Below are 21,982 nucleotides of genomic sequence, written 5' to 3' on the forward strand. Positions count from 1 at the left end.
GTCGCGTACGACACTGCAAAACCAGTCAGCAAAGCAAGGGGGCTGTGTTGGAAACGTCGGGGCGCCCGCGTTTAGAAAGCTATTTTGCACGCACCTTACCGTTCGTTGGCGGACCGACGGATCAAGATGTTGTGGCAAATCGCAACACCAGCCTTCCAGATGGCTTCACATGGAAACAGGCCTCCACCCGTCCTCTAGACATGGACGGACCAACCAGCCGCCTCTTCCCACGGATGGGCGACGACTTCTCCGAAAAATCGGCGTTCTTTCACCTGGAGCGGATTGTCGAAAAATACCCGGACAAGATCGCGATCAGCGACGGCTCCAAATCCCTCAGCTTTTCGGAACTCCTGAACGCAGTCCAAACCCTGGCGGGTGCGATTGCTGGTTCGGCGCCACCGGGCAAGGCGGTCGGGCTTCTTATCGGAAATACCCTCTGGTATCCGGTGGCCATGCTGGCCGCCATGCGGGCTGGCAGACCCGCCGTGCCGTTGAATCCCCGGGATCCGTTTCAGCGCCTCGCTGCAATTGCCACCAGCGCGCGGCTGGCCGTGATCGTCAAGCCAGGGCCGGGCAAGCCGGCCGGCTGGCCGGATGCCTGCTCACTTGAATGGATCGATGCGGCGAGTTGCATGGCCGCGACGCCGGATGGCAGCTTGCCGGTGTTGCCGTCCGAAGTGTCGATCGATGCCCCGGCAATCGTTCTTTACACGTCAGGCAGCACCGGGGCGCCGAAGGGCGTCGTGAACAGCCAGCGGGCGATCCTCCAACGTGTTCAGCAATATGTGGATGCCTGTCACTTCGGTCCCGACGACGTGTTCATGCCGCTGACCGGGCCGGCGACGATCGCGGGATGCCGCGAGATGATGACCCCGATGCTGTGCGGCGCCACACTGTACCTCTCCGACATCGAAAGCGTCGGCATTCGCGCCGTCCGCGAAAATTTCGAGAAATGGCGGGTAACGGTCGTCTATCTCGTGCCGGCGCTGCTGCGTGTGTTGATGAATGGCGCTGCGCTCAATGCATTCTCTTCCCTGAGGATCGTGCGGGTCGGCGGAGAAAAGATCCTGTGGTCCGACATCGATCGGCTCCGCGACAGCGTTCCCGAGTCCTGTCTTGTCCAGATCAGCTATTCGTCAACGGAAACGACGGGCACGCAATGGTTCCTGCCGAAAGGCTACCCGGAACGAGGTGCAACGGTCCCGGTTGGCTTCGTCCTACCCGGCATCGAATACACCGTCGTGGATGAGAACGCTTGCGAGGTCGCCCCGGGCGATGAAGGAGAGCTGCTGATCAGAGGCAACTACACCACGCTCGGCTATTGGACGGATGGGGAAAACGCCCCTCTTCAGGCGAACTCCGGCAATCCTCGGCTTCGAACCTTCGCAACGGGCGATCTGATCAAGGTCGACGATACCGGAATGATGTGGATCGTCGGGCGAAAGGGACGCCAGATCAAAATAAACGGGAGACGGGTCGAACCAGCCGAGTTGGAACTCGTCTTGCGCCGGGCGCCTCAGGTGAATGATGCCGTTGCGGTGGTCACGGACGCGAACGAACTGGTGGCTTTTGTCGTCCCCGCGAGATCTGGCGGAAGCGAACTCATTGCTGAATTGCGCGAGATGATCAGGACGGCTCTGCCGCCGGCGGTCCATCCAACGCGACTGCACAGCATTGCCGAGATACCGCAGCTCAAGGGCGGCAAGGTCGACAGCGTCAAGTTGCGGGAACTGGACCGCGCACTGAAGGCGCAAGACGCCCAGAATGCGCCTACCGTCCGGCAGGCGGCGAACCCGCTTGATATCGAAGGCACCGCGGCGGCCGTATGGGAGAGGATTCTGCCGGGCAAAAGGGCCGCTGGCAGCAGCTGGGACGATGCCGGTGGCGATTCATTGAAGCTGCTGCAATTCGTCATGGAACTTGAGACGGCTCTGGGGCGGGAACTCAACCTGGACGCGTTCACGGTCGGGATGAGCTTTGCCGATGTCGTCAGGGCAGCGTCTCCAGGGCAGGACACGACCAGCGCGCTCGTCGAGGCCTCCGACCCGAGGCCCGTTTTGTTCATCGTGCCCGGATCGATCGGCTACGGTCCAAGCCTGGCGGCCTTCGGTGCCGAGATGAGCAATGTCGTCAGGGTGGTTGCCGTGCGCTACGGGGATCTGAACGATCTGCTGAAGGGACATTGCACCATACCGCGGATGGTGGATGCGGTCGTCGACCAGATCAACCAGGCCCAACCAAATGGCAATGTGAATCTGATCGGTTATTCGCTTGGCGGCGGCGTTGCGTTCGAGGTTGCCGCTAAACTCGCTGCCGCCGGTCGATCGATCACGTTCCTGGGAATCCTCGACACCAATATCGGCCCTGGGCACCACAATTACCGTGAAACTCTCGCACGCACCGCCCAGCGCATCCACACCCATAGAGTGACGGTGGATCGCATGCTTTTGCGGGCTCTCGCCAAGATATTTGCCACATTTGGTGCCGAGGCCCTGCTCGCGAGAGGCATCGACTGGCTGAAATGGAAGACCTTCGCCAGGACACGATTCATTTTGCGCCTTGAGCTCGAGGAAATCCTGCGGATGCGCGCATTTGCCCAATGGCTCGCGCAACCAAAGACCGTGCTGCCGATTACCGCCACCCTGTTTCGATGCAAGCGCAAGGGCGTTCCGACAGATCTCGGCTGGAGTGCTTCCCTGGCCGGTCTGAGCATAGTCCCGATCGTCGGCGGGCACCTCGACATGCTGGTTGAACCGTATCTCAGCCACAACCGGCCGCTGATAGAAAGAGCCTTTCTGGTGAGCGGCGCATAGTGGATGGACGACCGCCAAGCGCACTCTCCGAGGCTGAAATCAGACAGGATGCTCGTCCACCTTCCCGATAGATCCACAACAAAATCCGGTGGGGCCGCCGCCGTGGCAGGGACAGTCTGGTCCTGCGTTGTCGCGCTGAAAATATCTTAGAGCACGACTCCGAAAACTGGCAACCGGTTTTCGGAAAAGATCATGCTTCGACAAAGAGTTAGATAGATCAGGATGAAGATCCAACCAAACGTCATCCTGAACTAGATAGTCGGCAAGTCCTGGGACCAAGACAGCCTTCCAATCACGTAGGCTCTCCTGGCCATGATCAACGATTCTATCAACGGGCGCAGGTATTTGATTTGGCTCTAATATATCCTTTCCAATAGGCAGGCATGGGGCGCTACCGAATCGGACGAAGGATATTTGCATGACAACCCTCCACTACGCCTCGGGTGGGTCGGCCTCCGAGGTCGCAACCGCCGGATTCAATCTTGTCGACGTTTCATCCGTGGACCAACTCAACGCCCTGCCGGCTGGCACGAAAGGTCTGGTCTGGCTCAATGAAGCCAATGGCGCAACCTCGTCCTTCATCCAGAAAGTCACGCCCTTCATCGGCAATCCGAAGGTGTTTGGCTTCTTCCTCGTCGATGAGCCGGACCCGACCGGCAAATGGGGAACCTATGCCACCGCCGCGAATCTGAAGGCGGAATCCGACTGGATCCACACAAACCTGCCCGGCGCCAAGACCTTCATCACCATGATGAACATGGGGTCTTCCGCAAATCCCGATTTTTCAAACACTTTTAATCCTGCCAACACGCATATCGACTATTACGGCGTGGATCCCTACCCGGTACGCACCGGGATAAGCACTGTCGACTACAACATGATCGACAGGAGCGTGGCCGCGGCTGTCGCCTCGGGCATCCCGGTCAGCCAGATCGTTCCGGTTTACCAGACGTTTGGGGGCGGCAGCTTCACAACCGATACGGGCGGCCAATATGTCCTTCCCACCGTCACCCAGGAACAGACCATGTTGGACCACTGGGCCAAGGTGGCGCCATCGCCCGCCTTCGACTATGCCTATGCCTGGGGTTCTCAACAGGGCGATACGGCGCTTGGCAGCTCGTCGGCACTGCAGGCCCTCTTCCTTCAGCACAACCAGAGCACCACAAGCACACCTTCGACCGGCGATACGACTGGCACCACTGTGCCGCCGACCAGCACCGTGCCCCCGCCCAGCACCGTGCCCCCGGTCAGCACCGTGCCCCCGGTCAGCACCGTGCCTTCGACCAGCGATCACACTTTCTACGGCACGGGCGGCGCGGATGTGCTTAAGGGCACGACCGGCGTCGACACGTTGATCGGTGGTGGCTACAACGACACCTATTATGTCAACAACGCCGGCGACAAGGTGGTGGAACTGAAGGGCGGCGGCAACGATACCGTGCTGGCATCGGTGAGTTATGTATTGTCGGCCGGCTCGGAGATCGAACATCTCGCCACCACGAGCAAGTCCGACACCTCCCCCATCAATCTCAAAGGAAACGAGTTCTCCCAAACCGTAGATGGCAATGCCGGCAACAACTACATCAACGGCGGTGGCGGGAAAGACGTTCTCACGGGAAATGGGGGCGCGGATGTCTTTGTCTTCAAATCCGCTCTCAACACCAGCAATGTCGACAAGATCACCGACTTCAATGTGGCCCAGGACAAGATCCTGCTCGACCACACTGTGTTTACCGGCCTTCAAGGCAGCACCCTTCCCACCTCGGCATTCCACGTCGGCAGGGGTGCGCATGACAGCAGCGACCACATTATCTACAACAGTTCGACCGGCGCCCTCTCTTTCGACGCCGATGGCTCGGGCGGCGCGCATCAGATCCAGTTTGCCACCCTTGCTCCGCATCTGTCGTTGACGGCGTCTTCGTTCCTCGTAATGTGAGCCTTGGGGAACGTCAGGCCCTGATCACAAGGGTCTGACGTTTTCTTGAACATACTTCGGCGGAACGAAATCGCTCCAGCGCGCATTAGTCCGTCATGAGCGCTCGGGGCATCGAATTCCTGCAGAAATGGGTGGAGGTTAATGTTCCACCCATTTCGAAGTCCGATCCGTTCCTTGCAGCGAAACTCGCTGACCGGGTGACGGCGGACGCCATCAAGGCGGGAATTCGCCCGGAGGAAATCTCGGAAGAAGTTGGAAGCATGCTGTCCACCATGCTTGAATTGCTCGATCATCGCGACACTGAATGATTGCGCATCCGGCCGCGTCGACAACGCGAGGCCTGACGTCTGCCCGGATGTATTTTCTACCTGTTGCGGCCCTCAACTGATGGGAGGTCACCAAGCCTCCTTGATGCTTCAGGCACCCTTCCTACGTGATGGGCTGAGCTAGGTCACCGACACCAGTAGCGACATGGGCAGGTGAACCTGCGACGATGGATTGCTTTCGCGGCCAAATGAGGTCTGCCACCATTGGCGTCAGCCGAACCTGCTGCCGTGCGAGGTGTCCGCGCCAATCGGCTGGACAGCTCAGGCTTGCTATCATAGCCAAATATATATTAGCTGTTACTTGACAAACTGCTTAAGCTCTGGTTACCTGATTTTACGGGTTTTTAGACAAGTTCGTTCCGTTTTTACGGACGGTGTTCGCATGTCGACCTTGGTTGTGGCGGACCCGCGGGCGGTGTATCTCGCCGGTCTGGAATCGGTTCTGCATAAGGCTGGACACGATGTTGTCGCCCAGTGCCGCCGCCCTGTCGACGTTGTCCCTCATGTGGAGCGCCATCGACCCGATATCGTCATCGTCGGCCTGGACATCACGGACCCACAGACCGCCGGTCTTTCCTCCCGATTGAAGGCCTGCAACAGCGCTCTCGGCGTCATCTTCATCGTGCAGCCACACGGCAGGCTCGACATCAAGGAAATACAGGCGCTCGACGGCGACGGTCTGCTGCTCGACGGCATCAGTCACCGCTATCTCATCGAATGCGTGAATGCGGTTGCGGCAGGCAAGAAGTGGATCGACAACAAGATCGTCCAGCAACTGCTGATGCCCCGGCCGCAGCCTCAGCCGGTGTCCAGGCTGACCGGGCGGGAGACCGAGATCGCCGACCTCGTCTCGCGCGGCTTGCGCAACAAGACCATCGCGCAGCGGCTGCATGTATCCGAGGGCACGGTGAAGATGCACCTGCATCACGTCTACGAGAAGCTGCACCTCGGCGGCCGGGCGGAACTGGCCTGGGTAGCGCATGGCAAGGATGCCGACCGTCTGGGCCGAACCGGCCTGCTCTGACCATCGCTTTCACGCTTGCATCGACATGATGTCGGCAACGGGCCGGAACGCCGCCTGATGGCATCGGCCGTGATACCACCGCAACCGCCCGCGCCGAGCTGATCTATCGAAGGATATATATCGTTCGATCAGGTACGGCCATTCACCATAACACTATCCAACCGGGAATGGACGCGCCCTCCGCGCCGGCGGCACATTGAGGGATTAAAGGCCGCAATTTTCTGCGCCAGCGGATGCGCTTGGTGGGGCATCCGCATCGGGGGAAACCCCTTTTTCTTGATGCGTTTTGAACCGGGGAGAACCGCCATGGCACTCGACATCACAACTCAAGACATCATCATCGACGAAACCGCCGGCCTTCAGGACGACGATGTCAACCCGTCCGTCCCGCCGCACAGCACCAACACCACGCTGACATACCTCCTGGGTCTCGACGCCGCGGGCGGGCTCCCCTCACCGGAGGTCGCGTTCCAAAGCAACTTCGTGGTGGCCTCGGCGAGCGCTGGGGAAACCATCACCTCGGTCGTTCTCACGCAGAGCGTGTCCGGGACCCCGTTTTCCACCACCGTCGGCGTGAACAGCGGAATTCAAACGGTCGACGGCAATTATGTCTGGCTGTTCCAGGATGCAACGCATGCGAACGTCGTGATCGGCGTCATCGGCACCTCCGACCCGCTCGCCGAGCCCGCCGAGACCGGGCCGCTCGCCTTCTCGCTTGGGCTGATCAACACCAGCGCCACCAATGCGGATCTGTACACGGTCGAGTATGTGCCGTTGCTCCATCCGGTCACGAGCAATCCGGACGACCGCATCGATCTGACCGACAAGGTGTTCGCATCGGTCACCGGCACCACCGTGAACAATTTCCTGGGCTCGGCCGCCGCGCCCGGCAATCATGATTTCTACCTGATCAATTCGGCCAATGACGCTTCCAAGCAGCTCCTGGTGATCGGTTTGAACGGTGGCACCGCCAACGTGAGCACGCAGGGCTTCGGCGTCAACAACCAGAGCATCAATCCGAACGAAACGCTGCAGGTCGATTTTGTGACCGGCGGCAATCTGAACGCCGGCACCGCCGCGCAAATCCAGTATGGCGCCCATATCGAGACCATCACCCAGGCCGGGTTCACGATCAACCAGATCACGCCTTCCACTCCGACTGCGCGTGTGGACGTCAGCATCAGCGCCTTCAACAATACCGGCAACGAGCAAAGCTCGGACTTCTTTGACGGCACCGCGACCAGCCCCGTGGACATCACCGGCATCAAGTTGACGGGTACATCGGGGTTTGCATCCATCATCACCGTCGATGGCACCTATGCCACGGGGAGCGGCAACATCACAGTCACCGGCCTTAGCGGAACCGGGAACGCCGTCACCATAACCGGGCTCGACAACGTCACCATCGTCGATGTCACCACCAGCAGCCCGATGGATCGGTTGCAGGTCAAGGGGGTCGATGCAAACGAAGGCTGCGACATCAGCGAGTTCCATTTCTCCTCGACGAGCACCAACGCCTACAGCGAAGAGGTCGGCTCCTTCATCAACTTCGACGATGATGGTCCGAGCATCTCGACCACTGGCACCGAGCCGACGCTGACCGTCGACGAGAGCGCGCTGGCCACCAACGACACGCAGAGCTTCGCCGCCAACTTCAGTCCGGCCTTCGGCGCCGATGGCGCCGGCACGCTCACCTATGCGCTGAGCGTCGTGGCAGGCCCTTCCGGTCTGGTCGACACCGCCACCAATGAAGCGGTCAACCTGTCGGTCAATGGCAGCGGTGTCGTCGAAGGCCGCACCGCCACCACCAACCTCCTCGTCTTCACCGTCTCCGTCAGCGCCGCCGGCAGCGTCACCCTCGATCAGATCCGGGCGGTGGTGCATCCGACCGCCGACCCCGACGAGAGCAAGACCCTGACCGCCGACAATCTGGTCCAGCTCACCGCCACCGTCACCGACAAGGACGGCGACCACCAGGCGGCCACCCTCAACATCGGCCAGAACCTCATCTTCAAGGATGACGGGCCGAGCATCTCGACGACGGGCACGGAGCCTACGCTGACCGTCGACGAGAGCGCGCTTGCCACCAACGACACGCAGAGCTTCGCCGCCAACTTCAGTCCGGCCTTCGGCGCCGATGGCGCCGGCACGCTCACCTATGCGCTGAGCGTCGTGGCCGGCCCTTCCGGTCTGGTCGACACCGCCACCAATGAGGCGGTCAACCTGTCGGTCAATGGCAGCGGTGTCGTCGAAGGCCGCACCGCCACCACCAACCTCCTCGTCTTCACCGTCTCCGTCAGCGCCGCCGGCAGCGTCACCCTCGATCAGATCCGGGCGGTGGTGCATCCGACCGCCGACCCCGACGAGAGCAAGACCCTGACCGCCGACAATCTGGTCAAGCTCACCGCCACCATCACCGACAAGGACGGCGACCACCAGGCGGCCACTCTCAACATCGGCCAGAACCTCATCTTCAAGGATGACGGGCCGAGCATCTCGACCACCGGCACCGAGCCGACACTGACCGTCGACGAGACCACGCTAGGGCCTGACGCCACGCAAAGCTTCGCCGCCAACTTCAGTTCGGCCTTCGGCGCCGACGGCGCCGGCACGCTGACCTACGCGCTGGGCTTCAATGCCGGCGCAACCGGCATCGTCGATACGCTGACCGGTGAGGCGGTCGTCCTCTCGCTCAATGGCCTCGTCCTGGAAGGCCGCACCAGTGGCAGCAACGACCTCGTCTTCACCGTCTCCGTCGATGCCACAGGCAGCGCCACCCTCGATCAGCTCCGGGCGGTGGTCCACGCCAATGCCAGCGACCCCGACGACAGCAAGACCCTGAACGCTGACAATTTGGTCCAGCTCACCGCGACCATAACCGACAAGGACGGTGATCACCAATCGGCCACCCTCGACATTGGCACGAACCTCGTCTTCAAGGACGATGGTCCGACGATCACGGTGCCGTTCGACGGTGACCAGAGCGGCGCTCCCGGAACCCATGAGACCCTGGCCAACACGCTTAACGCGTCGGCCACCGGAGCCTTCGGCTACGACATCGGCGCGGACAGCCACCCGGCTTCGTTCTACAACGCCACGCACTCTGACTTTGTCGATGCCAACGCTAACCTCGCAGGTATCCAGATCGACCTGACCGGAACGATCTCCGGCGGCGGTGGTGGTAATATCCTCAACCCGGTCGTGACGCTTGCGTCGGAGAGTGCGCTCTCCGCGACGTTCAACTTCAGCTTCACCTACGACAAGGATCCGGCGCCTAACGTCCAGACGGGCACCGCGGCCGGCACCCTCGTCTTCGACAAGGTTGCCGACACTTATACCATCCAGCTGACCGACCCGCTCGAAGGCTTCAGCTTCGACGTGCTGCACACCAACGAGTTGCTGGCCAAGGCGCCCACCGGCAATACCGGACACCCGCTGATCGTCGCGGAGCAGCTGACGCCGAACGCCGATCCGGATCCGTTCTTCGTGCAGTTCACCGCGAACTCGACAACCAACTCCATCGGGTTCGGCTTCAACTCGACCGGCGACGGAGCGGTTACTGGCGGAAACACCCCGGACACCGCGTTCACGCAGGGTGCCCACGACATGATCACCAACCTCCACGAAGACTGGGTTTCCGCAACCCAGGCGACGAACGGGGTCGCCGGCGATACCATCCAGAAGGGTGAAGCCCTGACCTTGCGGTTCTTCACGGAGAACATCCTGCCGGATGTGAACCCGCAGGCCCCCGACGGTGGCACGGAGCGGCTTGACCCGACCGCGAAGGCCAGCGGTGTCGTCATCAAGTTCGACGGCATCGGCAACAGTGAAGACCTGATCCTGATCCTCGACCTGAAGGATGCCAACGGGACCGAGATAACGAGAGCGGTCAACGTACAGAACTCGGACCTGATCAAAGGGAACGCCAATGTCCCCTCCCCTTACAGCACCGAGTTCACGCTCGATAACAACGATGCCCTGCTCATCCTCGAACAGAACGACTACACGGTCGCTGGCGAGACCTACCAGATACAGGGCATTCAGATCATGCAGAGCGCCAATGAGTTGACGGGCAACGCCATCAACCTGAACGGGGCCATCGGCGTCAATGGCGGCAGCAGCGCCACCACCAACCTGACGGCCTGGGACCCGACCGACAACGATGTCCTGAAGATCGTCGACATCGGCTTTGTGCAGCAGAGCAGTGGGACAGTCGACGCCCATCTCGACTTCGCCTTCAAGGTGGCGGACGCGGACCTGGACCAGACGGTGCCGCAGCACATTCTTGTCGATGTCGCCTGACACGAGACCAACGGGGGCAGCCATGGCTGCCCCCGCACTGCCTCCCGCGATCCGTTGCACGGAGATGTCATCGCGATGATGAAAGACAGACAACAGCCCCCTGCCTTGCGGGTGGTGATGAAGGAGGCCAGACGCGCCATCCGGCCGCTTATCTGGTTCAGCGGCGGCATCAACGTGCTGATGCTGACCGGGGCGCTCTATATGCTGCAGGTCTACCACCGCGTGTTGTCCAGCCACAGCCTGGAGACACTGGTGATGCTGTCGCTGATGGCGGCGGCGGCGCTGGCGGCGATGGCGGGGCTGGAGGTGGTGCGCGGGCGTCTGCTGGCTACCGTCGGATCGTGGATGAACGCGCGATTGGCACCGGTTCTTCTGACCGCATCGGTGGAATATGCCGCCTCGGCGCCCGGCCATGCCAACGCCCGCCCCTTGCGCGACCTTGATCAAGTGCGGAATTTCTTCACCAGCCCAGGCATCTTCCCGATCCTTGACGCGCCCTGGGCGCCGCTGTTCTTTGCCGCCATATTCGTCATGCACCCTTGGCTGGGCTGGTTGGCGCTGTGCGGCGGGATCGTCCTGTTTGCCCTGGCGGTGCTCAACGAATACCTCACGCGCAAGCCGTTGACCGAGGCGGCGAACGCACAGTCGCGAGCCTATGTGCAGGCCGAGGCGGCGATCCGCAACGCCGAGGTCGTGCAGGCGATGGGCATGCTGAAGCCACTGCTGGAGGGATGGAAGGCCCAGCAGGACGAGGCCAACAAGGGGCAGGTTCTCGCCGCCAACCGTGGCGGCGTCATCGCGGCGATCGCGCGTTGCCACCGGCTGGCCCTGCAAATGGCCATACTGGGTCTTGGCGCTTATCTGGTGCTTCGCAACGAGGCGTCGCCCGGCATCATGATTTCCGCCTCGATCCTGATGGGGCGCGCACTGTCCCCGGTCGAGCAAGCGATCGGCACATGGAAGGCGACGGTCGGAGCGCGTGCCGCTTACCGGCGTCTCACCGCGGTCGCCGGAGAGCATCGGGAAGCCACGCCGGTTCTGCCACTACCCCGTCCCAAAGGCAGGTTCGAGGCCGAGAACCTCATGCTGGCCCGACAGGGTGGCGAGCACATCCTGAAGGGCATCAGCTTCCGGCTCAATCCGGGTGAAGCCATGGCGTTGATCGGCCCGAGCGGGGCCGGCAAGACAAGCCTGGCACGGATATTGGCCGGCGCCTGGCGCCCATCCGCAGGGCGTGCGTTGCTGGACGGCATGGACGTTGCCCAATGGGCGGCGGAAGACCGTGGCCATTATGTCGGTTACCTGCCGCAGGACATCGAGCTCTTCGCCGGAACCGTCTCCGAAAACATCTGCCGCTTCGCGAATGTCAACCCGGCGGTCTTCAACAAGGTGGTCAAGGCCGCGCAACTGGCGGGAGTCCACGAACTGATCAAGGGGCTGCCGAAGGGTTATGCCACCGAGATCGGCGAATCCGGCGCGGTGCTGTCGGGTGGCCAGCGCCAGCGCATCGGGCTGGCGCGGGCACTCTATGGCGATCCGGCACTCATCATCCTGGACGAGCCCAATTCCAATCTCGACCGCGAGGGGGAGGACGCCCTGATCGCGGCCCTCGGCGCGGTCAAGGCGGCTGGCACGACCATTATCCTGATCGCCCACCGCCCGAACATCATGGACAAGGTCGACAAGATCTTGGTCCTCAACCGGGGTCAACAAGACCTCTTCGGCTCACGTGACCATGTCTTCAACGAACTCGCCGCGCGCATCCGCCCGGTAACCCAGATACCAGCGAGTCCGATGCCGGAAATCTCCACCGCCGTGATCGGCACCGGCAACGGGCCACGTCCCTCTTCAAAGCGCACGTCGCGTCAAAGCGCATTGAGCACGACTGTCGTGGCGAACCAGGCATGAGGTGGGAACAGATATGAACATCGTGCCGTTACCCGTCCCGCCGCCCTCCCTGCTGGAACCAGTACCCCTGCGCCTCCTGGGCGTGACGAGCACCGGTTTCGCGATCCTGTTCCTGTTCTTCGGCGTGGCCGGGGGCTGGGCCGCCCTGGCACCGCTGGACAGCGCCGCGGTGGCACCGGGCGTCGTCAAGGTCGCCGGCGACCGCAAGCTCATCCAGCACCTTGAGGGCGGTATCATCGCGGAGCTGAACGCCGCCAACGGTGATATCGTCAAGGCAGGGAAGATCCTCGTCCGGCTCGACGACACGCAGGCAAAGGCGCAGCTCGACCTGATCCAGAACCGGATAGCCACGCGTGAGGCGCTGGCCGCGCGCCTCAGGGCCGAGCGTGACGGCAAGGCCGAGATCGCGTTTGATCCGGCGTTGCTCGCAAATCCCGCCACCGCCGCGAAGGACGCCGTTGCCGCACAGCGTGACGTGTTTGCGGCCAAGCACCACAATCTGAAAGACGAACGGGAAATCCTCAGCCAGCGCCGTCAGCAGACCCAGGAAGAGATAACGGGACTGGAGCAGCTTATCGTCACCAAGGACACGCAGATCAAGGCGATCGAGGCTGAAACCAAGGACCTCGATAGTCTGCTCAAGAAGGGGCTGACCACCCGCGAGCGGAACCTGTTGCTCAGACGACAACAGCAGGAGATCGAAGGGGAGCGCGCTACCAACACCGCGGCGATCGCCCGTGCCAGAAGCGCCATGGCCGAGATCGACATGCAAATCCTGAACCTCGACACAGTGCGGCTGAACGAAGCCGTCGAGGATCTGAGCAAGGTCGAGGCGGAATTGTTCGACCTTGGACAGCAGGAGCGTGCCGCAAAGGACGTGCTCGCCCGGACCAATGTCGCCGCACCGGTTGACGGCATCGTCATGGACCTGAAGGTCCACACGGCGGGCGGTGTCGTGAAACCCGGTGAGACGTTGATGACAGTCGTGCCGCTCGAACAACAACTCGTGGTCGAGGCCATGGTCAAGCCGGAGGATGTCGAGACGATCGCCCCCGGACAGCCCGTGCGCGTCAGTTTCCCGGCCTTCGCCCGCTACAATCTGCCGCCGCTCGACGGCGTCGTGGAGATCGTGTCGGCCGACCGCATGGTGGAGGAGCGCAGCGGCGCACCCTATTTCGCCGCGACCGTGTTGATCGACAGAAACGAACTCGCCAAGCTGGAGGGCCGCAAGCTCTTGCCCGGCATGTCGAGCGAGGCGATGATCCGGACAGGTGCCCGCACCGTGCTGTCCTACCTCGCCGAGCCGATCACGCAGAACTTCCGCCGGGCGATGCGGGAGAAATAGTCGGAGGCGCCAGGAGATACGACTACTCGCCCAATATGACCCCGGATGCCACGATCTGTGCCGTGCGCTCGGTCAGTTTTCCGCGTTTCACAAGCGTGGGTTTGACGTAGGTCTTCTTCATCATCACGATCCGCTGGCGGTGGCACCGGGACTAAACGACCTCGGCACGCCAACGTTCCATGGGACCAGCGGCGGCTGGTTTCGAAGGCAGCCGCCCTTCCCTTCACCGTGCGCTCAACGCCACCATGCGGTCGAGCGCCGCGGTCAGTCCGTGCAGCGACACCGGGAACGTCAGTGGCGTCTCGGCGTCGGTCGTGACATTGAGCTTCAGCACCTCGCCTCCCCTCAGCTTTCCAAGCACCGAACGGTCAATGGAAAACACCGCGATGCAACCCGTTGGCAGGCAGGTCCTGAAGCGCTGCGGGGACAAGGGCGGCTGATCGTCGATCTGCAGCGTCACGCCGGAATCAAGCAAGATGCCGAAGGGCAGAAGCAAGGTAGCCATCGTCGACCCGTCCGCGCGTCTCTGTATCTCCACGGCGAGGAGCCTTTGGCCGTTCTTCTGGACCTGGTCCTGCGAAAGCGAGCAGACCCTCGCATTCTCCTGGACAGAGCAAGCCACGCTCCAGTCCTGATAGACTTCGCGCAGCGATGACGGCCCATCTGGAACAGCCGCCACCTGTTGCTGTGCCGATGCGGGCGACATCAATGAAAATGCGATTGCCCCGCATGCGCAGACGGCCTTGAGGCCACGCTTCATGTGCAGACCCATTCACGGATCTTGCATTTGGCCCCTGCCGCCTCGCAGGCCTGCAAAGCAAGGTCTTCGGCTTCCCGGCGGGTCTCGGCCGAGTTCACGCCCCAGGGCGTGAAACGGTTCTCGACCTTGTCGGCCATGGCGAGCGCGCCGCAGTGCTTGTAGGGAAAGCCGGTTTCGTCGTCATCATTCCAATGGCGATGGTTGCGGAAGACGGTGACGACGTTGCAGGTCTTTCCGCCGGCGTTCTCGCAGTATTTCTGCGCGATGTCCTTCGCCTCCTGCCGCTTGTCCGCGCCCCAGAAGAAGCCGTATTTGCTATCGGCTTGCGAATAGGCGATGGCCGCCCAGATGCCTTTTTCCTCCTGCTGCGGCTCCGACGGTGCTACCAGGTCGGCCGAGACGACTTGTCCGCTCCACAACAAGGTCAAGCCCAAAACTGCCAAAGCCCGCAATCTCATGGTCGGCACCCCTTTCCTTGATCCCACTCGCTTCGCCTCACTTTGCCGCCGAAGCGACGGAGATCACCACGCAGCTTTTGCCCGTCGGCAGGAGAAGGGCCTCACCGGCGTTGCCGCCGAGCTCGTACACCTCGACCTGTCCAAGATGGTCGGTGATCTTGCTGCCTTGCGGAAGAATGGACGGGATGTCGGCACACGGGCTGGCGAATGGCGCCACCCGCACCATCGTCCCCTCGCAACCCGAAGCGGTGGGCGATGCGAAAACGACGCCGGCGGCCGGCCCGCTATAGCGTTCCGTCGCATAGTCCATGCCGACGAAGGCCTGGACGGCATGCTTGTCGGCGGCCTGGTCGTTCCACAGGGATTTGACGCTGTATTTCGCGCCGGTCGTCAAAATCTGTCCGAGCACCGGATAGATGGTCGAACAGGCCTGCACCCCGGCCTGCTTGACATGCTCGAGGAAAGGCGTGTCCGGAAGCGCCGGGTTGGCTGTCTCGGATTGTGCGGCCGTCGCGCTGCCGACCAGATTGGCGATCGCGGCATAGTTGCCGGCGGCGAAGCCAAGGCCCGCCACCACGAGCCCCAACAATGAAAATCCGACGACGCGTGGCCATCGCCGCCGCTTGGGTTCGACGAGCCGCTGCCGATCCGCCTCGACGGTCGGGCTGCTGCGTTTTGCGGACATGAACTGGTCCTGCTGGCTCATGGTGCTGTCCCGGTTATTTGAGTGGCGAAAGGGCCTCCGACAGCCCCTTGAGTGTTGCGGTCACGGTGATCGTCTTGCCGTCGACGGTGGAATAGGAGACCGCCGGCGTCGCATTCTGCGAGATCTGCTGGCGCATGAGGGGGCCGACCGGCAACATGCCGACGCAGACCATCTCGTTGCAACCGTTCAGGTGGACGTCGATCGCCTGGCCTCGCCCGTCGAACTTCAGCGACACCAGGCCATCGCTCCTGGCATTCGGCGCGGTGCGCAGGATCATGTAGGGCTTGCCGTCCTGCGTTGCGGCAAGCGACCAGCTGAAGGCCATCTTGCCGGACGCATCCTCGATCACCTGCGAGACATTACAGACCTTCTTGCGGGCCTTGAGGTTCTCGTCGCAGATCAGCGTCCAATTCTCGAATGGACGGATGGTGCGCTGGTAATCGCCCAGTTTCACGTCGGGCGGCAGCACCACATCCGAAGGCTTGATCCTGTAAGGCGAGGCAACCTGCCCGGCAGCCGGCACGAGGCCGCCGCAGAGCGCCAGGCAAGTCAGTGCGGCAAGTCCCTTCATTCCTGCCTCAGTTCAAGGTGAAGCTGATGCCGGCGCCGACGCCGACATTTCCACCCGCCGCCGTGCCCGACACATTGCCACGGATGCGACCGTCCTCGCTGGTGTAGCCCGCGCCGAAGGCGAAGGCGCCCGCGTCACGCCAGAAGCCGCCGCCCGCCGCGACGCTCAGCTTTCCGGGACGGTCGTCGTAGCGCAGTGAGGCAGCGGCAAGCCCGATCGCCGCCGCCTGCCGGGCTTCGTCGCGAATGCCGCTGATGTCGGTATTGAGCTGGCTGAGCTTCTGGTCGGTGTAGTCATTCGCCGACTGCAAGGTCGTGGCAGCCACCTTGTCGGTATAGGTGTTGGACGTGCTGATGGCGTAGTTCACCTGGGTGTCCGTATAGGTCTTGCCCGCGGTCAGGCCCTGGTTGAGCTGGTTGACGTTGACCGCATCGGTGCCGGCAACGCCGGGGCCGACATTGGAGATGACAACCGGCGCGTTGACGTCGCCGCCCTGCAGCGTGATGCTGTTCTTCTTGCTGCCGTCCGGATTGGTGTCATACACCACAGCATTCTGGCTGAGCGATCCGAGGCCGTTCTTCAAGTCCTCGACCGCCGTGTTCGTGGCGTAGAGCTGCGACCCGTTTACCGCATCGGTGCTGTTGGCGTTGATCTGTCCGGCGGCGACATTGGTGATCGTGCGCTCGGCGCCGGCACTGCCGACGCTGACGGTGCCGATCGGAGCGGTGCCGGCGAAGGTGTAGGTCTTGCCGTTGATGACGGTGCTGGACGTGCCGACGGCAGTCTGCGTCACCGAGCCGGAACCGAGCGCCACATCGTTGGCATTGTTGGCCTTGGCGCCCTGGCCGAGCGCCACCGCGCCTTGCCCTGTAGCTGTCGAGCCATTGCCGGCGGCAAGGCTGTTGGTGCCGCTCGCCACGCTGGCCGGGCCGATCGCGACGCTGTCGGTGCCGCTGGCGGTGGAGTCGGCCAGCGTCGAATTGGCGTGGAAATACTTGATGCCGCCGCCATTGGTGATGTTGGTGAGCGCATTGTCGACCGCGGTGAAGCCGTCGGAGACGGTCGTATAATTGTTGCCCTGGATGGTGTAGGTCGGTCCGGTGATCGACCCGTCGGGATTGACCGTGGTGCCGCCGCCGAACAGGTTGGCGACATTTTGCGACACGCCCTTGAGCTGCGAGACGTTGACGGCATCGGTATCGGCCGAGCCGGCGGCGACATTGGTGAGCTTGCGTTCTGCCCCGGCTGAGCCGATCGACACCTCGCCGACCGAGGTCTGCGGGGCGGTCAAGGCAAAGGCCGTGTAGCCGGTTTGAGCGCCGACCGTGGTGATGGACTGCGCGCCCAGCGCGACGCTGTTGATGAAGGTGCTTTGGGCACCGGCGCCGAGCGCCACCGACTGGATACCGGACGCCAGCGAATTGGTGCCGAGAGCAAGGCCGTCGGCCAGCATGACATGGGCGTTCTGGCCGATCGCGGTGCCGCCAGGTGCGGTCTGGTCGACAATGGCGCCATTGCCGATGCCGATGCCATTGTCACCATTGACGACCGTCGTCGGACCGACCGCGACCGATTCCGCGCCAACCGCGAGCGAGTCGCCGGCCGTCGAATTGGCATGGAAATATTTGGTCGACGTCGACGAGACCGAGGCGATGGCGCCGGCGAGCTGGCGCACCGTCACCGCATCCTGATCCTGTGTACCGTCGGCGACATTGGTGATCTGCCGGTAGGAAGTGCTGGTGCCGACCGACACGGCGCCGAGCAGCGTCTTGTCGGTGGTGTTGTACTGGATGAAGTTGGATGGACCGGCAGCGATCTGGCCGGTGGCCGGTGCCAAGGCGCGATCGGAAACCGAGTCGGAACCAAGGGCGACGCTGCCATCGATGCTGGCCTGTGTGCCACGACCGAGTGCGAGCCCGCTGACGCCGGTCGCGGTCGCCTGGTAGCCGACGGCGGTGGAGCCTACCCCTTGCGCGAAGGAATCGGTTTGCGCCAGTCCGGTCTCGTTGGTGCGGGCGTAGCGGATGCCGATGCCATTGGCGTCGGTATAGGCCGTCGAGGTATCGCCGGCGATGTTGCTGATCGTGTTGCCGAGATTGGTGACGCCACTGCCGATGTTGGCAATATCGGTCGTGTTCTGCGTGACCTGCTGATTAGTGGCGAAGAGCTGCGAGCCGTTGACCGCGTCGGTCGAGCCGCCATTCAACTGTCCGGCCGCGACGTTCTGGATCTGGCGCTCGGCTCCAGCCGAGCCGACCGAGAAGGCGCCGGCCGGCGTGGTGCCGGCGAAGGTATAGTTCACGCCGCCGATCGTCGCGCCGCCCACCGCCGTGGTGGCGCCGGATGCGGAATTCAGGCCGATCGCCACATCGCCGGCATTGTTGGCCACGGCGTTTGGTCCGACCGCGACGGAATTCGTTCCAACGGCCTGGGAATCCGGCAAGGTCGAGTTGGCATGGAAATACTTGATGCCGCCGCCGCCGTTGATGTTTGTGATCGTGTTGCCGAGATTGGTGATGTCGGCGGTGTTGGCAGCGATATTGGTGGTGTTCTGCGTCACCTGCTGGTTGGTGGCGAAGAGCTGCGAGCCGTTGACCGCGTCGGTCGAGCCGCCATTCAACTGTCCGGCCGCGACGTTCTGGATCTGGCGTTCGGCTCCCACCGAACCGACAGAGAACGCTCCGGCTGGCGTGGTGCCGGCGAAGGTGTAGTTCACGCCGCCGATCGTCGTGCCGCCCACCGCCGTCGTGGTGCCGGATGCGGAATTCAGGCCGATCGCCACGTCACCGGCATTGTTGGCCACGGCATTCGGTCCGACCGCGACGGAATTCGTTCCAAGCGCCTGGGAATCCGGCAAGGTCGAGTTGGCGTGGAAATACTTGATGCCGCCGCCGACATTGATGTTGTTGAGCGTGGTGCCGATGGCGTCGACTGCCTGGTTGGTGGCGAAGAGCTGCGAACCGTTGACCGCGTCGGTCGACGTCAAGCTGATCCGCCCCGCCGCCAGATTGGTGAGCGTGCGTTCCGCGCCGGGCGCGCCGATGCTGACCGTCGAGGTCGGATTGGTGCCCTGGAAGGCATAGGTCGTGCCGTTGATCACGGCACTGGCCGTGCCCACCGCCGCCGTGGTCACCGAGCCCGAACCCAGCGCCACGTCGCCGGAGCTCGCCGCCGCCGTGGCGCCATTGCCCAGCGCGACATTGCCGGCGAGGCCGGAAGCACCCGCGGTGGAGCCGTTGCCCAGCGCCACGGAACCCTGTCCGATCGCCTTGTTGTTGTTGCCGATGGCGACGGCGCCCGCCGCCATATTGGCCGCGGTGGCGCTCGCCGTGCCATCGCTGTTGGCGATGTTGTTGGCGCCGCCGGTGAAGGCGCCGGTGCCGCTGGCGTAGCTCGGATCGCCGATGGCCACCGCGCCGTCGCCATAAGCGGTGTTGCCGGCGCCGATGGCCACGGCCTTGCCACCGTCGGTAGTCGCGCCCGTGCCGATGGCGATAGAGTCGGCGGAGAGCGCGGCGGACTGTAGACCGACCGCGACGGCGTTGGTTGCCGTCGCCTGGCTGTCACGCCCCATTGCAATGGCGTCGTCCTCGGATGCCGTCACGTCCGTGCCGATGCCGATGGCGTTGTCTCCACTGGCGCTCGTTGCAAAAGTGCTTGAGCCGACATAGACGGCGCCTATCCCGGTCGCCCTCGTCCCAGCGCCGAGAGAGATGGAGTTCACGGCGCTGCTTTGGGCGCCGCGGCCGAGCGCGGTACTGTTGAGTCCGGTGGCGCGGGCTTCACGTCCGACGGCTGTGGAATTGTCGGCGCTGGCAATGGTCCCGATGCCGAGAGCGGTGCTGTCGAGTCCGCCGGCGTTGGCGCTGACGCCGGCGGCGAGAGAATTGTCTCCTACCGCGGTCGCGACGGGTCCGATCGCGACGGAGTCCGTACCCGTCGCCGACGAGTCCGCCAGCGTCGAGTTGGCATGGAAATACTTAATGCCGCCGCCGACATTGATGTTGTTGAGCGTGGTGCCGATGGCGTTGACCGCCTGGTTGGTGGCGAAGAGCTGCGAGCCGTTGATCGCATCCGTCGAGGAGCCGCTGATCCGCCCCGCCGCCAGGTTGGTGAGCGTGCGTTCCGCGCCGGGCGCGCCAATGCTGACCGTCGAGGTCGGATTGGTGCCCTGGAAAGCATAGGTCGTGCCGTTGATCACCGCATTGGGAGTGCCTACCGCTGCGACGGTCGCCGAGCCCGAACCCAGCGCCACGTCGCCGGAGCTTGCCGCCGCGGTGGCGCCATTGCCGAGCGCGACATTGCCGGCGAGACCCGAAGCACCCGCGGTGGAGCCGTTGCCCAGCGCCACGGAGCCTTGGCCGATGGCCTTGTTGTTGTTGCCGATGGCGACCGCGCCGTTGGCCTGGTTGGCGGCGGTCGCGGTTGCCGTGCCGTCGCTGTTGGCGATGTTGTTGGCGCCGCCGGTGAAAGCACCGGTGCCGCTGGCATAGCTCGGATCACCGATGGAGACGGCACCGTTGCCATAGGCCGTGTTGCCGGAACCTATGGAGACGGCTTTGCCGCCGGTCGCCACCGCATTGGTGCCCATGGCGACCGCTTCGGCGGAATCGGCCTTGGCATTGTTGCCGACGGCGATGGCGCTCGTGGCGCTGGCGGTGGAGTTGGCGCCTAGCGCGGTCGCATTCAGGAAGCTGGCATTGGCGTTGAAGCCGAGAGCGGTCGCTTGAACGCCCGACGCAGCCGTGTTCTGGCCGATCGAGGTGCTAGACGTCGCTGAGGCATTGGCGTTGGCGCCGACGGCGGTGCTGTATTGGCCCGAGGCCTTGGCTATGTACCCCATCGCCGTTGAGTCAAGCGCCGACGCGGCGGCCTCACGTCCTACGGCAGCGGAATCGGCGCCGCTGGCGACGGATCCCCAGCCTGCGGCTGTCGCATAGTTGTTGCTGGCCGTGGAGCTGGTGCCAAGGGCGGTGGAGTTCCCTCCCGAAGCAACGGAGAAAGTGCCCAAGGCGTTGGCGCCAGCCCCGAGGGCTTGGGCCTGAACACCGAGCGCTACTGAATTAACGCCGTTGGAGATCGTGCCTTGGCCGAGCGCCATCGCGCCGCCAGTGCCTGTGGCTTTCGCATTCAGGCCGAGAGCCACCGAGTATTGTGCCGACGCAACGGATGAACGCCCTATCCCGATGGCGTCGGCCTGAGATGCCGTGACATCCGTGCCGATGCCGATGGCGCTCTGTGCAAGAGCGCCCGTTCCTACTGCGGTGCGCGAGCCAAGATAGATGGAATTGATCTGGGTCGCGAGCGACTGGAAGCCAACCGCTACGGCATTCTGGGCGCCCGCGCTGGCATTGGTGCCCTCGGCTATCGAGTCGGCTCCGTTTTGCACGGCTCCGGACCCAAACGCGATACCGCGCACTCCGTTTGCCGTGCCGCCGCCGCCGAAAACCTGTGCTGATGCCGGCGTGGCGATGCCGCCCAATGCGATCGCACCCAGCGCCGCCGCCAAAATCCTGCCGGTGCCGAGCATGCCGAGTCCATGTCCCTTGCGGCGCATGCCGAGCACGCGATGCGCCATGCGCAGGACCGCCATCAGGCGCCGGCGGACCGAGCGGGAGCCGTGATCGGCGCCAGCAATCCAATGTCCGGCGAAAGGCGCCGCGCGACGCTGAACAAGCGAGCCACTTGAAATGCGATTGTCGGCCATGGTCCCTCTCCGTTCGCCAGCCGTCAGGAAATGTCTGACAATTCCAGCACGTCGCAGAAAGACACGATTCTGGTTTGCCGTATTTCAGGAAATTGCTGTTTTTTGAGAAAAATCAGCACAACTTCG

Annotated in this window: 13 protein-coding genes; 7 read left to right on the forward strand and 6 right to left on the reverse strand. The window is 63.2% G+C overall.

Going from position 1 to position 21,982, the window contains the following annotated elements:
• Positions 1-44: 44 nt before the first annotated feature.
• From CKW40_RS07195 to CKW40_RS07225, 7 genes are all read left to right on the forward strand, one after another.
• A complete protein-coding gene (locus tag CKW40_RS07195; RefSeq protein ID WP_244571120.1) occupies positions 45-2,813 on the forward strand; it encodes an AMP-binding protein in 2,769 nt (922 codons plus the stop codon).
• A gap of 418 nt (positions 2,814-3,231) precedes the next feature.
• A complete protein-coding gene (locus CKW40_RS07200; protein ID WP_095199274.1) occupies positions 3,232-4,749 on the forward strand; it encodes a calcium-binding protein in 1,518 nt (505 codons plus the stop codon).
• A gap of 95 nt (positions 4,750-4,844) precedes the next feature.
• Positions 4,845-5,057, forward strand: a complete 213-nt coding sequence (locus CKW40_RS07205) for a DUF768 domain-containing protein (RefSeq protein ID WP_095199275.1) — start codon at positions 4,845-4,847, stop codon at positions 5,055-5,057.
• A gap of 400 nt (positions 5,058-5,457) precedes the next feature.
• Positions 5,458-6,099, forward strand: a complete 642-nt coding sequence (locus tag CKW40_RS07210) for a response regulator transcription factor (RefSeq protein ID WP_095199276.1) — start codon at positions 5,458-5,460, stop codon at positions 6,097-6,099.
• A gap of 306 nt (positions 6,100-6,405) precedes the next feature.
• Entirely contained in the window at positions 6,406-10,401 is a 3,996-nt protein-coding gene (locus CKW40_RS07215) for a DUF5801 repeats-in-toxin domain-containing protein (RefSeq protein WP_095199277.1), read from the forward strand.
• 78 nt (positions 10,402-10,479) lie between these two features.
• Positions 10,480-12,309: a type I secretion system permease/ATPase gene (locus CKW40_RS07220; protein WP_244571143.1), complete on the forward strand. Its 1,830-nt coding sequence runs from the start codon at positions 10,480-10,482 to the stop codon at positions 12,307-12,309.
• A 13-nt stretch (positions 12,310-12,322) separates the two neighbouring features.
• On the forward strand, positions 12,323-13,654 hold the full coding sequence (locus CKW40_RS07225) for an HlyD family type I secretion periplasmic adaptor subunit (protein ID WP_095199278.1): 1,332 nt from the start codon (positions 12,323-12,325) through the stop codon (positions 13,652-13,654).
• 22 nt (positions 13,655-13,676) lie between these two features.
• Here the strand turns inward: CKW40_RS07225 and CKW40_RS44330 are convergent, their stop codons facing one another.
• The 6 genes from CKW40_RS44330 to CKW40_RS07250 all read right to left on the reverse strand — a co-directional run bounded on the left by CKW40_RS44330 (position 13,677) and on the right by CKW40_RS07250 (position 21,856).
• Positions 13,677-13,775, reverse strand: coding sequence for a putative RiPP precursor (locus tag CKW40_RS44330; protein WP_198421140.1), 99 nt, complete (start codon positions 13,773-13,775; stop codon positions 13,677-13,679).
• Between the two features lie 102 nt (positions 13,776-13,877).
• Complete coding sequence (locus CKW40_RS07230; protein WP_095199279.1) at positions 13,878-14,426, reverse strand: invasion associated locus B family protein; 549 nt, start codon at positions 14,424-14,426, stop codon at positions 13,878-13,880.
• The gene (locus CKW40_RS07235) at positions 14,411-14,872 is read right to left on the reverse strand and encodes a DUF4189 domain-containing protein (protein ID WP_095199280.1); all 462 of its coding nucleotides are present in this window, start codon (positions 14,870-14,872) and stop codon (positions 14,411-14,413) included. The genes CKW40_RS07230 and CKW40_RS07235 overlap by 16 nt, the downstream gene beginning before the upstream one ends.
• A gap of 37 nt (positions 14,873-14,909) precedes the next feature.
• Positions 14,910-15,578, reverse strand: a complete 669-nt coding sequence (locus CKW40_RS07240) for a hypothetical protein (RefSeq protein WP_095199281.1) — start codon at positions 15,576-15,578, stop codon at positions 14,910-14,912.
• A 13-nt stretch (positions 15,579-15,591) separates the two neighbouring features.
• On the reverse strand, positions 15,592-16,149 hold the full coding sequence (locus CKW40_RS07245) for an invasion associated locus B family protein (RefSeq protein ID WP_095199282.1): 558 nt from the start codon (positions 16,147-16,149) through the stop codon (positions 15,592-15,594).
• A gap of 7 nt (positions 16,150-16,156) precedes the next feature.
• Positions 16,157-21,856 (reverse strand): beta strand repeat-containing protein, encoded by a 5,700-nt coding sequence (locus tag CKW40_RS07250; RefSeq protein ID WP_095199283.1) that lies wholly within the window; start codon positions 21,854-21,856, stop codon positions 16,157-16,159.
• Positions 21,857-21,982: the final 126 nt, after the last annotated feature.

The organism is Mesorhizobium carmichaelinearum (genome assembly GCF_900199455.1).
Lineage (GTDB): Bacteria > Pseudomonadota > Alphaproteobacteria > Rhizobiales > Rhizobiaceae > Mesorhizobium > Mesorhizobium carmichaelinearum.